Source organism: Acinetobacter sp. AG1, from assembly GCF_001005525.1.
GTDB lineage: Bacteria > Pseudomonadota > Gammaproteobacteria > Pseudomonadales > Moraxellaceae > Acinetobacter > Acinetobacter modestus.
In genome coordinates, this window is sequence record NZ_LBMZ01000072.1 from 1 (window position 1) to 14,001 (window position 14,001).

At 37.6% G+C, this 14,001-nt stretch carries 15 protein-coding genes and 1 tRNA gene; 6 read left to right on the forward strand and 10 right to left on the reverse strand.

The window, feature by feature from the left end; all coding sequences use genetic code 11:
- Positions 1 to 397, forward strand: a 397-nt coding sequence (gene tatC, locus AAV96_RS01615) for a twin-arginine translocase subunit TatC (protein WP_046738066.1), incomplete at its 5' end; no start/stop codon positions are given.
- 182 nt (positions 398 to 579) lie between these two features.
- The gene (locus tag AAV96_RS01620; RefSeq protein ID WP_046738067.1) at positions 580 to 2,571 is read left to right on the forward strand and encodes a PhoX family protein; all 1,992 of its coding nucleotides are present in this window, start codon (positions 580 to 582) and stop codon (positions 2,569 to 2,571) included.
- Between the two features lie 43 nt (positions 2,572 to 2,614).
- Here the strand turns inward: AAV96_RS01620 and AAV96_RS01625 are convergent, their stop codons facing one another.
- Positions 2,615 to 3,397: an NRDE family protein gene (locus AAV96_RS01625; RefSeq protein WP_046738068.1), complete on the reverse strand. Its 783-nt coding sequence runs from the start codon at positions 3,395 to 3,397 to the stop codon at positions 2,615 to 2,617.
- Between the two features lie 106 nt (positions 3,398 to 3,503).
- On the opposite strand from AAV96_RS01625, the gene lgt reads away from it, so the two are divergent.
- Entirely contained in the window at positions 3,504 to 4,316 is an 813-nt protein-coding gene (gene lgt, locus AAV96_RS01630; RefSeq protein ID WP_046738069.1) for a prolipoprotein diacylglyceryl transferase, read from the forward strand.
- A 32-nt stretch (positions 4,317 to 4,348) separates the two neighbouring features.
- Here lgt and wrbA read toward each other — a convergent pair whose 3' ends face one another.
- On the reverse strand, positions 4,349 to 4,948 hold the full coding sequence (wrbA, locus tag AAV96_RS01635; protein WP_046738076.1) for an NAD(P)H:quinone oxidoreductase: 600 nt from the start codon (positions 4,946 to 4,948) through the stop codon (positions 4,349 to 4,351).
- 112 nt (positions 4,949 to 5,060) lie between these two features.
- Here wrbA and AAV96_RS01640 point away from each other — a divergent pair, with 112 nt between their 5' ends.
- Positions 5,061 to 6,311 carry a YihY family inner membrane protein gene (locus tag AAV96_RS01640; RefSeq protein WP_004660413.1) on the forward strand — a complete coding sequence of 417 codons (1,251 nt, stop codon included), beginning with the start codon at positions 5,061 to 5,063 and terminating at the stop codon, positions 6,309 to 6,311.
- Positions 6,312 to 6,340: 29 nt separating this feature from the next.
- On the opposite strand, the gene AAV96_RS01645 is transcribed toward AAV96_RS01640, so the two are convergent.
- Entirely contained in the window at positions 6,341 to 7,249 is a 909-nt protein-coding gene (locus tag AAV96_RS01645) for a DMT family transporter (RefSeq protein WP_046738070.1), read from the reverse strand.
- 107 nt (positions 7,250 to 7,356) lie between these two features.
- Between AAV96_RS01645 and AAV96_RS01650 the strand changes: the two genes are divergently transcribed.
- The gene (locus tag AAV96_RS01650) at positions 7,357 to 8,157 is read left to right on the forward strand and encodes an AraC family transcriptional regulator (protein WP_046738071.1); all 801 of its coding nucleotides are present in this window, start codon (positions 7,357 to 7,359) and stop codon (positions 8,155 to 8,157) included.
- 1 nt (position 8,158) lies between these two features.
- Here the strand turns inward: AAV96_RS01650 and AAV96_RS01655 are convergent, their stop codons facing one another.
- From AAV96_RS01655 to AAV96_RS01665, 3 genes are all read right to left on the reverse strand, one after another.
- The gene (locus AAV96_RS01655) at positions 8,159 to 9,055 is read right to left on the reverse strand and encodes a polysaccharide deacetylase family protein (RefSeq protein ID WP_046738072.1); all 897 of its coding nucleotides are present in this window, start codon (positions 9,053 to 9,055) and stop codon (positions 8,159 to 8,161) included.
- 70 nt (positions 9,056 to 9,125) lie between these two features.
- Positions 9,126 to 9,767 carry a fumarylacetoacetate hydrolase family protein gene (locus tag AAV96_RS01660; RefSeq protein WP_004660402.1) on the reverse strand — a complete coding sequence of 214 codons (642 nt, stop codon included), beginning with the start codon at positions 9,765 to 9,767 and terminating at the stop codon, positions 9,126 to 9,128.
- A 33-nt stretch (positions 9,768 to 9,800) separates the two neighbouring features.
- Positions 9,801 to 10,298: a YcxB family protein gene (locus AAV96_RS01665; protein WP_046738073.1), complete on the reverse strand. Its 498-nt coding sequence runs from the start codon at positions 10,296 to 10,298 to the stop codon at positions 9,801 to 9,803.
- Between the two features lie 461 nt (positions 10,299 to 10,759).
- Between AAV96_RS01665 and AAV96_RS01670 the strand changes: the two genes are divergently transcribed.
- Positions 10,760 to 12,058, forward strand: a complete 1,299-nt coding sequence (locus tag AAV96_RS01670) for an SRPBCC family protein (RefSeq protein ID WP_046738074.1) — start codon at positions 10,760 to 10,762, stop codon at positions 12,056 to 12,058.
- A gap of 59 nt (positions 12,059 to 12,117) precedes the next feature.
- Here the strand turns inward: AAV96_RS01670 and AAV96_RS01675 are convergent.
- The 4 genes from AAV96_RS01675 to AAV96_RS18405 form a co-directional block, all read right to left on the reverse strand.
- Positions 12,118 to 12,194, reverse strand: a tRNA-Arg gene (locus AAV96_RS01675).
- A 516-nt stretch (positions 12,195 to 12,710) separates the two neighbouring features.
- Entirely contained in the window at positions 12,711 to 12,872 is a 162-nt protein-coding gene (locus AAV96_RS18395; protein WP_155758047.1) for a hypothetical protein, read from the reverse strand.
- 465 nt (positions 12,873 to 13,337) lie between these two features.
- On the reverse strand, positions 13,338 to 13,529 hold the full coding sequence (locus AAV96_RS18400) for a hypothetical protein (RefSeq protein WP_155758045.1): 192 nt from the start codon (positions 13,527 to 13,529) through the stop codon (positions 13,338 to 13,340).
- 380 nt (positions 13,530 to 13,909) lie between these two features.
- Positions 13,910 to 14,001: hypothetical protein (locus tag AAV96_RS18405; protein WP_227505815.1), on the reverse strand; the 92-nt coding region annotated here is incomplete at its 5' end.

A 14,001-nucleotide genomic window follows, 5' to 3' on the forward strand; every position in this document is an offset into this window, starting at 1 on the left:
CAGTATTCTTTTATTCTACTTAGGTGTCGCATTCGCCTATTTCATTACCCTACCTGCTATTTTGCATTTCTTTATTAGCGTGTCTCCTGAAACTGTTGCACCTATGACAGATATTAATAGCTATCTAAGCTTCTGCTTAAAACTATTCTTGGTTTTCGGTTTTACCTTTGAAATTCCAATCATTACTCTAGTTCTGATTTTGATTGGTGTCGTGAGTACACAAAGCCTCGTTGAAAAACGCCGTTTTATTGTTGTTGGATGCTTTTTCGTAGCTATGTTTGTAACACCACCTGATGCATTATCCATGATTATGCTGGCTGTTCCGATGTGGATGCTATTTGAAATCGGTTTACTTTTTGGAAAAATATTAGAAAAGCGCAAAGCAGTTTCAGAATAATAATATCTCTGTTCAATCCCTGAATAACCTCAGGGATTTTTTTATTTTAAATTTATATTTTTTATATATTTATAAAAATTAAATTGTCTTCAAACTGCCTTAAAAGTGTCAAAAAATTGTCATCTATCAAACATAAAATCAATCTAGATTTATTTACCATTTATTAAAGATATGGATTTATTATGACAGCCAATACAAATCAGCCAAGTCGTCGTGATATTTTAAAGTGGTTCGCGGGTGTTCCGTTTTTACCACTAGGGGCAATGGGCACAGCAGCAGCTTTAGCAGGTTGCAATGATAATAACGATACTACCGTTACGCCAACCGTACCTGCTGCAAAATTTAAAAATGCAAAATTTACACCTATGGCGGCACCTTCAACTGTACCAGAGATGGCTACCACTTCAGTTAAATCTGCTTTGACGATTACGTGGGATGATAATACAACCACAGAGTACAAATTGGGTTATCAGGAGTTTTTCCGTACTGGCATGCAAGTTGATAATATCGATGGTGGAAAAATCATTGCAGGTAGTTATTATGATATTAATAACCAACCGATTAAAGATACTTCTGTAATCGGTCAAGAACGCCAATTCTTCTCTGACTCTCCAGATGGTTCATCTTTAATCCACATCAATGGCGCTTCTGTATCTGGTGTGGCTAACCCTGTATTCCACGTTGTTCAATTTGAATACACCACTAAAAACCTCAATAATCAAAGCATGTATGGCAAATTGCCATCTCCAATTGCGATTTTAACGCTTGATCAAGATCAAAAAACTGGACACTTAACATTGAAAAAATACTTCAATGTCGATATGTCTAAAGTTCATGGTCTATGGATCACCTGTGGTGCTAGCCTTTCTCCGTGGAATACCCACCTTTCAAGTGAAGAATATGAGCCTGATGCATTTGACCAAATCGGTTCAGATCTCGCAATGCTCAAAGCATATAGTAAAAATCTATATGGCAATGAAAATACTGCAAATGCCTATAACTATGGTCATTTGCCAGAAATTATTCTTGATGGTAAAGGTCGTGCTAAGGCAGTTAAACACTACTGCTTAGGTCGTATTTCACATGAACTGATTCAAGTCATGCCAGACAACCGCACTGTAATCATGGGTGATGATTACACTAACGGTGGTTTCTTCATGTTTATTGCAGACAAAGAAAAAGACTTATCTGCTGGAACATTATATGTTGCGAAATACACATCTGAACTGAATGAGACCTCAACAGCAGCAATCAAATGGATCAAGTTAGGTCATACTGATAGTAAGACCATCGAAGACCTCGTGAATGTTCGAGGAATCAAATCTGAAAACATTATGGAAAGCTTGAAAACAGCACCAGCTGATTTAACAGGTTATACCAAGATTGTGTTAGATGGAAAATCGCTTTGGGTTAAACTCAAAGAAGCCAACAATGGCTTTAGCAAAGCTGAGATTGAGCTTGCTGCTGCATTCCTAGAAACACATCGATATGCTGCCCTAAAAGGCGGTAGTATGGCTTTCACAAAAATGGAAGGTACTACCGTAAATATTAAAGATAAAGTTGCTTACTCTGCACTCGCAAATATTCAAGATTCAATGATTGGTGGAAATGCAGCTTGGGTTGAATCACATAATGTTAAGTTCAAGAGCACGCTCAAAGCAGGTGGTGTCCTTGGACATGACCTCAAAGGTAGCCAAGTTGATCATCTTAACAATGTGATCAATAGTGAATGGACACCTTATCAAAGCCATATGGTTCTTATGGGTAAAGATATTACTGTGGATGGCTTAGGTAACACGGCAGATCCAAATAATATTGCAAGCCCAGACAATTTAAAATTCTCTGAAACTTTACGCACATTATTCATCGGTGAAGACAGTGGTAACCATACCAACAACTTCCTCTGGGCATATAATGTTGATACTAAGTCTTTAGATCGTATCCTCTCTACTCCAGCAGGTGCAGAATCAACAGGCTTACATGCAGTTGACTCTGTAAATGGTTGGACATACATCATGAGTAATTTCCAACATCCTGGAGATAGCTCAAAACTTTCTGCTGAATTAAAAGCAAAAGTTTTAGAAAACTATAATGGTGGTTATAGTGCATGTGTTGGCTATATCACAGCCGATGTTTTACCATCGGTTGAGAAAAAAGCTGAAACTAAAAAATAAGCAAAATACTCCAATAAAAATACCGACAGCCTTGTCGGTATTTTTATTTCAACAGATCAACTTGCATTTCGATAATACGCCCCTGCTGCTCACCTTGTTGAGACTTCTCTAACCATTGCCAGTGCTCAGATGTCATTCTCAAAAAATTAGAACATCGTGTTCCATAAATTGGGCTTTGAATAAAAGTTGAAGATAATAATTCTTCCATTTCCACACTAATCCCTGTATCCGGCAACAAATCTGGAATAATTTTTCGTTCATCTTCCAAAATATCCCAGACTGAATATTGCAAATCAGATTCTGTAATCGTTGATTGTTGCAACATTGGTAAAAATTCTTGTGTAAAGCGTTTACGTAAATGTTTGGTTTTCTCCCAATCTTCTGACATTAAACCGTTGGAAACAACATAAACACCATTGGCTAAGACTTGTGGTGCTTCCCCCCGATTACTCATATAAACCGCTTGCTCTCGATCACCGACAAACAAATTAAAACCAGCGTAGTCTTGTTGTTGCTGTTCTAATTGTTGTGCAAAACGAATGGGGGCTAAATCACTTTCTAAAAAAGATTGGATTAAATGCCCACGTGAAGTTGAATATTGGTTCTTATCTCGCCCATTTCGAAAATTAGTCACGATTGCCCAACGCCCAGACTCAGTGACTCCCATCCATGCCCCACCTGACTGTAAATCTTGCCCAGCAATTATCGAACTGTTATCCCATCGATGTAAAACAGCACTTGGTCGATGATAAAACTCATCACGATTTGAAATTAAACACAACGGCATATCATCAAGAACATGCCATGCAAAAGCGACAATACACATTAATTCTGTTCTCACATCTTTACACATTGAATGTACAACATTTTTCACATCATTCCGCTACAATCTGCTCAAAACTTAATTTCAAATTCTAAATTGAGGAACAGCAATGCTGACCTATCCAAATATTGATCCAGTTGCGCTGAGCTTGGGACCAGTCAAAGTGCATTGGTACGGACTCATGTATCTCTTGGCATTTTTATGCGCTTGGGGCTTAGCCTCTTATCGTGCTAAACAACGTGATGGTTGGACTGCCGATATGGTCTCCGATCTGGTGTTTTATGGCGCTCTAGGCGTAGTACTTGGTGGTCGTATCGGCTATGTCTTGTTTTATGAGTTTGGCAAATTCTTAGAAAACCCGCTTTGGTTATTCCAAGTATGGACAGGTGGGATGAGCTTCCACGGCGGTTTCTTGGGGGTCATGATCGCAATGCTATTCTGGTGTAAGAAATATCAGAAAACATGGTTTCAAACCTTGGACTTTATTGCACCATGTGTACCGACAGGTTTGATGTTTGGTCGTATCGGTAACTTTATTGGTGGTGAATTGTATGGTCGTCAAGTTCAAGACCCTAGCTATCCATTTGGTATGATTTTTCCAACCGATCCTTTAGGTTTAGTTCGCCATCCATCGCAAATTTATCAAGCGCTCTGTGAAGGTCTGATTCTATTTATCATACTTTGGTGGTTTAGCGCTAAACCACGTCCTCATATGGCGGTTTCAGCATTATTCTTGATGGGTTACGGAGTTGCACGTTTCTTCATGGAGTTCTTCCGTCAGCCCGATGCAGATCAAGGTTTTATTCTATTCGGTTGGATGACTAAAGGTCAGATTCTCACTGTACCAATGTTACTGATTGGACTGTGGATGATGTGGTATGCCTATCAGAAAAAAATCTACGATTGGCAAATTAAAAAATAAAACAATGGGAGCATATGCTCCCTTTTTTAAATCTAAACTTTTCCTAACAACGCTTTTACGACATCACCTAAACGTTTACCTTGTGCTTCGCATAAGATTTTTTCATCTGCACTCAAGCTTTGATCATGACGAGGGCCACTGACATGACTTGCCCCATAAGGTGTACCGCCTGTTTTAGTATTAGACAAAGCTGGAATTGAATTCGGCAACCCCATGATGAGCATACCATGATGGAACAATGGCGGTAACATGCTAAGCAAGGTACTTTCCTGCCCACCATGCATCGAGCCAGAAGAAGTAAAAACACATGCTGGTTTATTATGCAAAGCACCATTCAACCATAAACTCGTGGTTTGATCCCAAAAGTATTTCATCTCGCTCGCCATATTACCAAAGCGAGTAGGTGAACCGAGTGCCAAACCTGAGCAATACGTCAAATCATCTAAAGTACAATAAACATCCCCCTCTGCTGGGATACTCGGCTCTGCTTGAGTGACAACAGTTGCGAGATTGGGAACTGTTCGAATACGAGCTGTGATACCAGAAGACTCAATTCCATCGGCAATTAGATGGGCCATTTCTCGAGTTGAACCATATTTACTGTAATAAAGAACAAGAACGTAAGGTTGCATCACTTTAATAAATTTTGTTAAAAAGAACACTATACGACATTTTTCCTCTTTTGAGCTGTAGCCAATCCTGTGCTGACACAGGATTTTATTAAAAATAACTAGGATAGAACCCATGATCTTAAATCGTTATCTAAAAAATCTGCCTTTTTTAGAAAAAACATGGTTTCAATTTATTGTATTTGTGTTACGGCGTTTCGAAGCTGATCGCTGTAGAGAACAAGCTGGAGGACTCACCTACACCACTTTGTTTGCCGTTGTTCCGATGCTGACCGTTTTCTTAGTCATTATCTCCTCAATTAAAGCTTTAGAGCCTGCTCGACAACAACTACAGCAATTGATTTACAGTAATTTTTTACCAAAAAGTACCATTGCCTTTGACAAAGCATTGAACGCATTTACAGATAAATCCAGTAATCTCACGATTATTGGGGTGCTATTTCTGTTTGTGACCACCGTGCTTATGCTCACTTCAATCGAAAATGTCTTTAATCGTATTTGGCGTGTCAAAGAAACTCGGACAGGTCTTGTTGGTTTTATGCGTTATTGGACAATTATCTCTTTAGGTCCAATCATTCTAGGCAGTGCTTTTGTACTTTCATCTACTGTCGCCTCAATGAATATTCTGAGCAATAATTTTGCGGGTTATCAATTAGATGGCTCTTTCCTTTTATGGCTCATTTCATTCCTACTTACAATTGTTGGCTTTTTCATTCTTTACTGGACCATCCCTAATCGTAGCGTCCCTATTCTTTCCGCTGTTATTGCTGCATGTTTTAGCGCAACCGTATTTGAAATTTTAAAACGATTCTTTGGTTGGGTGATGAGTAATTTCACCAGTTATGAAATAGTGTATGGTGCTTTTGCTGCTGTTCCAATCTTCCTTCTTTGGATTTATTTGTCTTGGAACATTATCTTATTAGGCGTAGAAGTCAGTTATGCACTGACTGCTTTTCATTCAGATAAAGAACAAAAGCGTCATCCTATCTTAATGTTATTAGATATATTGGAGTTATTTTATAAAAAGCAACAAATTGGAGAAAGTGTCAGTGAACAAGAACTACTTGGGATTATTGGACGTGGTGAATTAGGACGCTTACCTGCATATATCTTACAGTTAGAAAAACAGAACTTAGTCAAACGTACAGACAACGATGAGTATGTATTGGTTAGAAATCTTGCACAAGTTGACTTCTGGAGCTTTTTTACAGCACTACCTTATCCCCTACCATTACGTCATGATGTCGCCAATATCCATCAAGATGATGAATGGATTGAACGTTTAGGACCATCCCTCATCGAGAGTAATGACTATTTAGCTGCAAAACTTTCGATTCCTCTTTCAACGATCTTTGAACAGAAGTAAAAAGAAAGACCTCAATTGAGGTCTTTCTTTTATTTACTTATCCAACCTTGAAAACTCACAATCACAATACCAAACAGAACCAATACAGCTCCAATCAAAAAATTTAGTTCGATTTTTTCACCTAATAACCATACTCCAAATGCCATCCCAAATAATGGCGTGAGAAAGGAAAATACACCTAATCGAGATGCCAAGTAATTTCGCAACAACCAAAACCACGCTAAAAAACTGGCAAAAGAAACAACTAAAGTATGAAAGGCTAAACTACCCAATACCAACGGGGTAAAGTGAATCGTCTCTTGTCCTAGGATTACAGCTAAGCCAAATAGCAACACAAAACTCCCTGCAAGTTGATAGAACAAGGTTTGCGTCACTGCCGCTTGTGCTAGAGAAGATAAACGAACCGTAATCGTGGTTGCAGCCCAAGCAATACTTGCAGCCAATGCCAATAAATCCCCCCATAGCATTTGCTGCTGCAATGCTGAGTGCGAGCCTGATTCTACTCTTAGGAAAGTCACCAAAATCCCTAAAAAGGCAATTGCAATACCCACCCAATGCAAAGTGCTTAAACGCTCAGAAGGAAATTTCCAGTGCAAACCTAAGGCAACAAAAATTGGGGCGGTATAAAGAAGTACCACCGCATGTGAAGCAGATGTGAGTTGCAGAGCCTGTGCCAATAAAAAGAATTCTAAAGAGAATAATAAAGCGACTAAAACACCCGCTTTTAAATTTTGTCGGTTCAATAGTTGCGTGGTTTTATCTAAATATAATAAAGGTAATAACAGTAAAGCAGCCAAGCCTGAGCGTAGCGCAATTTGCATTAACGGTGAAATATCAGGAGCTGCCATTTTCAGTATGACTTGCTGCAACCCCCAAATCATACACAGTACGATCATTAAACCTGATGCTGTTGCATCCAATGCCTTGCGCTCATCCATAATAGGCTCTCTATTCTATAATTAGAGCACCAATATAAAGCTGTCAGATTTTCATGATATAGTGAAAATCTGACATTCAATCCATGTTTTCGGGCAATTCTCATTTTATGAAAAAATCAGCTCAAAGGATTCAAAATTTTCAACAGCTTCCTGCATATAGTGATATTCCGGCCCCTTTATGGCTTAGAATTCGAGATGCACCTGCCGAGACGTTTTATCCTGAACATGTCCATGCATGGGGTGAATTTATTTATGCATTCGATGGTGTATTAGAAGTTAATATTGAACAAATTCATTATTTAACACCTCCGCCGTATGGTATTTGGCTACCGCCACGTTTACAGCACAGTGGGATTAATCGCAATGAAGTCACGCACTGCACCCTCTATATACATGAAACACTGTGCGAGCGAATGCCCAAGCAAGCAGGAATCCTACTCTCAGCTCCCTTAGTGTCCGCCTTATTGGAACATATCCGCAAAAATCCATTTCAAGAAAATGATCCAGAATATTTACGTTTACTACAGGTACTTCTGGATTCTCTTACTCATGCAGAATTGGTTGGAAGTTATTTACCAACCACACAGCATCCAGCGTTATCAGAAATCTTGAATCATTTACATCTTCATCCTGCCGACAACAGCACTCTAGATGAATTAGCTAAAATGATAAATATGACTGAACGAACGCTAGCGCGTTATAGTCAAAAAGAATTGGGAATGTCACTCCATGAATGGCGACAACGATTAAAAATCATGAAAGCAATGTCGATGCTAAATCAAGGTAAGACCATTGAAAATATTGCACTCGATTTGGGCTATGCCAGTTCATCTGCATTTATTTATATGTTTAAACGTTGGATGCAGTTTACTCCTGATCAATTCCGCAAGTTGTATCAAGGACGCTAATTCAATCTAAACCAAAACGTTTTAAATTATCCTGTTCATAAGGCGCATCTTCAGCAGGATAACGCAACTGCGCTTGCCCACGTTGCTTGGCTAATGACCAAATAATGCTTTCACCTGCAGGTAAAATATTCGGACGCTGTTGATACATTGGATCTGTATAAGCATCAGCTGTATCAATCCATTGCCAACCTTGTACGCGAAATGCCTGAATTACATCTGTTAAAAATGCAGCATTAATCGCATTCACGTGTAATAAAAGTACGTGCTTTGGTGAATAACCTAAAGTCTCGATTGCCAATTGATCATAGTAAGTTGCACGTCCAAGTAAGTGGTGAATATAAGCTTGTTTCAATTGATTTAACTGGGCTGTTTTTCCTTGTTTTTGATAAGACAAATATTTTAAATTATAAAACCAGTCGCTCGCGTCAATACTTACTGCACCCGACTGATAGCCATGTTGCTGTAAATAATCCGCGATACGCTCTCTCTTTTCTAGGGTATTTCCTTCCTTGAGAAAAGGATAACGATATCTTGCTGTCCAACCTTTTAATGGTTGAAAAACATGTTCAGCTCTCTGAATGCCATCAATATATTGTTGGCTCGTTACGCTATCTTTATTTAAATTAAGATGTAACTCGCTATGATTGCCAATCTGATGACCTTGCTCCCCCCACGCTGCAACTAACTGTAATCCCGCATAATCTCCAATTTTAATGACACTTGGGTAGATCATACTTTTGAGTTGATGTTGTTCCAGTTGCGCTAAAATTCTCTGATTAATATTAACGGCTTGTTTATTTAAATCGGGATTAACGCCATCATCAAAACTTAAGGCGAGTTGTTGAGCATGGCTGATCGTTGTGATTAAAAATAATACAAAGTACAACCAGATTTTCATTTTTTATCTTCTCATTTTTACAAATAAAAAAGCGCTGATATTTTAAATATCAGCGCTTCGATTTTATGAATTATGCTTGAACAAATGTATCCCAATCATATTCTCCTGATTGGGTTATTAGTTTCATGGTTAATTGATCATTTGGGTGTAATGCCCCGACGCCAGCAGGTGTACCCGTCATAATGACATCACCCGCTTCCAAACTAAATGACTGATTAATTTCAACCAATAATGCACCGATATCAAAAATCATATCTTGGCTAAAACCATGTTGGCGTTCAACGCCATTGATCATTAAAACAAGCTCTAACTCTTGTAAATCGCCAATTTCATCTGCTTCCACCCAGTCTGCCAAGATACATGCGCCGTCAAAAGCTTTTGCTCGTTCCCAAGGCTGTCCTTTCGCTTTTAAATCATTCTGCAAATCACGTAAAGTTAAATCCAATCCTAATGTCACAGCACCAATCGCTTCTAAAGCTTTGCTTGGATCGGTTTCCTGCGACAATGGATGTGCGATCTGCAAACAAATTTCACATTCAAAATGACATTCACCCAAAGCCTGATTCCAACGGGCACCTTGGGCTAAGCTACTCAAACTACTTGGTGGTTTGATAAATAAAATTGGGCGATCAGGAATTGCATTACCTAGTTCTTTCGCATGTTCAGCATAATTTCTGCCTACACAAACAATTTTTGACGGACGTGTGCTCATAAAAGCTCCTTGTTCCTTAAATCGCGAATGAAGTTATTTTTTAAAACTATTTTCAAATTTGGTTTGATCTGCTGGATCAGTGAATGAACGCTTCGGAACAATAATGACAGTATGGTTTTTCAACTCCAGCATGTAAGTCAGTTTACCTATTGCAAAAGATTGTACCTCTGCATACTGCGCCGTTTGCTTTTTACCTGTGGCATAAAGTTCAAAATGATCTTGATAAAGGTCAATTCCCTGCTCACTTTTTCCAAATTGGTAGCGGACAAACTGACGTTTAAACAACATCGGTAACAACCAATAGCGCATCAATCCTTGCATAATCAGAAAAAAAGCACCCAATGCAACGTAATTACGCCCTACGTCTGAGAAACCTAAATAGATTCCCCAACCAATAATTGCAATACTAATAACAGGTGTTAGAAAACGACTAAAGGTCTTTTTACCAAAAGTGACAAGAGCAAAACCATCTTGTGATTCTTCTAAATTAAGATAATAGCGCACAGATACAGTTGGACGTTGTTCAGACATTTTTGATTTCTAAGATTTGAAAAAACTCATCTATTAGAACATAAATGATTAGAGCGTAAATCAGATTTATCGTGATTTGATACAAAATTTAAATATGATGCGATAGGACTTTTCAGCTTATTTTTAGATAGAAAATGAGATGTCTAATTTCGAGAAAAAGTAGGCTTTATCCATGAAGATGATCTGATCGAAATCTTTTACCACTATCAGAATTGCCTTTGGAACTTTATTTCCTATTCATCATTCCACTTCACAATATTAAAAATCTTTTTTCTATTCAGAATGATAGATAGGCTAATTTATTATTTCTACAAATACTGACCGATCGGAAGCCTATGATAAGACATGTTTTACATAATATGACTATTTTTTATACATAAAAACTTTTATTAATAGCAATGTTTCATCGCTCATCTACAGATGAAACTGAGTATATGATTAAGAAAAATCAAAGGAATCTGATGTTGTATTTGAATGGATTTATATTAACGACTCTTATTTTTAGCGTAACGCAAACTTGCTTTGCACAAATGCTGACTTGGAATGACAATATCCCAAGTGCTTTACAACCTTTTCAAAATAACCCCCAGCTTTTGGCAAGCTACACGCAAAATAATATTTTCATTTATGCACATCCAACAACTAAAACTAACCTCCCCACACTCAAATCCAATTCACAACCAAACGCCAGTTTTACATCCGCCGCACTTATTGTTCCTACCAATGTACAGCAGGTTAGTAAGACGTTGACTGACTTTAATCACTATGTCGGTCTATTTCCAACACTTAAATCTGCCAAAACACTAGAACAATCTGGCAATACTGTAAAAATGAAATATCGTGTCTCCATTCCAACGCCTATTCCAGTGCTCAATTTTAATGAAGACGTTACTTTACAGCATCAGATTAAATCGAACAGTATTTCCAGTTTAGTGATTGATTCTCCTATTCCATATGGTGTAGGAAAGTTTGAATGGTTTGCCTTAGATGATCATCGAACTTTAATTACGCTCACCCAGTGGGGAGATTTAAATCAACCTAAAGGTTTTATTTTTAAAAAAATTCTGAATGCGATTCCAGAGGTCAAATTAGGGATTCCAAGCTCAACCAATGCTTTTATCCTAGAATCACTTCGAACACGCTTTATTAAACAAAATATCGTTGCCTTAAATCCAGGACAAATACCAAGCCCTCAATTAAATGAAGCTCAATTGGCTAAGATTGCACAACTGAGTCAAAATGCACAACAGCCTGTAAGCTACCTACATGCACCAACCAGCATTTTGTACACACATGGGCGAGAAACTATGCGCTTCACCACAACCTATCAATTTTATCAACAGCCACCACAGCAATTACATAAATGGTTAAACCCTTTAGCCTATCAAGAATTATTTCCAAGACAAATCAAGAAAATCAGTGCTTCTCCTATCCAAAATCAAGGTCAAGATGCAGATATTCAAGTGAACGTGGGTTTAGGTGTGATTAATATTCCTTTTGCATTTAAGCTTTATTTTAATTATCCAAATACTGTTGAAAATAACTTTTATGCAAATGGTGGTGATTTACGTTTTATAAAAGGAAAAATGGTTGCTACAGAATTGAATCACGGAAGTTTATTTAAAATAACCAGTTCAATGAAAATTGATGAAAAAGCACCCTTTTTATTAAGGGCTATGCGAAGTTTACCCTATCATGATGTACTACCCGCAGTTGGTGGTAATACTGTGTTTGTTCAGAAAATTAAAGCAAAAATGTAAGGCACAAAAAAACCGCATTTAAGCGGTTTTTTTCACTTTATCTTTCGATAAATTCAAATTGGTGCGCTCAGAGAGATTCGAACTCCCGACCCCTTAGTTCGTAGCCAAGTGCTCTATCCAGCTGAGCTATGAGCGCATATTTGATGGAGCGCATTATACGCATTTTTTTCCAATTGATAAGTATTTTTTAATAAAATCACATTCAAACGGCGAGAGATTGATCATTTTAATTTAAAAGTAAATATTTACAATTGAAATAAAACTATAAATTATTGATATTGATACCTTTAAATTAAGAATAAAGATTGCTTAATATTTATTTTCAAACCAATAACAAAACTTATAAACTTCTTTGGATTAAAGTCATTTTTAAACTGTAAAGTGAGAAAAATAATTTTTAATGCACTGATATCACAAATTAAATCAGGACAAAAAATATCAGCTCTATTCTCCTCATTCTCTATTATTATTTTTGACATTTTATTCTTTGTTAAAATCGAATTACTTTAAGATTCAACTACTAAAACCTTTCATTAATCTGTATTAAACAATGAAACAGCTTATCGTTTGAATTGACAAAAAAACAAATACAAATAACATTATTACTGATTAGTGTGAAATACATCACATAAAAATCAAATCACTTTAATAATTAATCAAAACAATACAACTTTAAAAATATAGGTACCGCTATGCTTTTCAAAAGTCTTTTATCGCCAATTAAAAGTATTACTTCAAATTTATTAGAAAGTAATACAACAACTTCATCCATCACAGGTTCAACCTTAGCTCCCCTTTCTCTTTCATCAATCACAAATATCGTTTCGACGAGTTCAATTACAAATACGGTAAATCAAACCATTAGCACGGTTAGCAATAGCATTGCAAGTTCTCCAATAAGTACGATTACCAGTACTTTAGGCAGTGTAACTGGGAGTAGCAGTCCATTATCTACAGTGACGAATATTGTTAGTGGTGTCACAGGAGGAACAACCACGAATCCTGTTGATACCGTAACTAATATTGTTGGTGGTATTACAGGTGGAATAGGAACTTCCCCACTCAATGTAGTCACAAATATCTTAGGAGCCACTGGAAGTAACCCTGTCAATATTGTAACGGGAATCATCGGAGGAGTTACAGGAGGTGGTCTCAGCAACAATCCTGTCACGAGTACGGTTCAAAACACTATAGACACTCTTCAAGGTGTAGAAAGTTTAAAAACAAGTATTATTAATTCAGGTATCCATACTGTAGCGGATGCAGTTATAGGGACGGTTCACCAATCAGAGCATCCAATCGGAGATTTAGCAAATCTTGGTACGCTTACCTTTGAAACCTCACGCGATACAGTGAATGGAAGTCTCGAAGCAGTTTCAAATCTCGCTGGTGCTGATATTAATGGTGCAATTGGCTCAGCAACTGGCGTTATCGGCACACTCATCAATAATGGTTCTACTGCTTCAAACACGGTTCAGCACATTGTGGGTGATTTAACGGATATTAGCAGCGGCAGTCCTGCTGCTGCTGTCACAGATATTATTGGCGGTGTTACGGGTAGTGTTGGTGGTAATCCTCTGGATGCTGTGACCAATATTATTGGTGGTGTTACAGGCGGTGGTCCCAATTACTGGTATGAGGAGCTGCAATCATCACGCATTGATCAACATTCAAATCCCAATGATTATCCAGTTCCCAACCCATTAGATTTAAACTTTTTTCAGCCAATTTCTCAAACACAGACACCCCGAAGACAAAATTTCAAAAGGCGCAAGTGTACCAATATTAATCAACTTAAAAAGATAGACCCGCACAATAATGCAGCAATTGACTGATCAGCATTGTAAGCAATTATTCAAACTTTGGATTAACGAGATAACGAGGTGTTCTATCTTGTAGTGCGGCCACTAAATTTTGATAGGCAAGTTTCACCATTTTCTGAC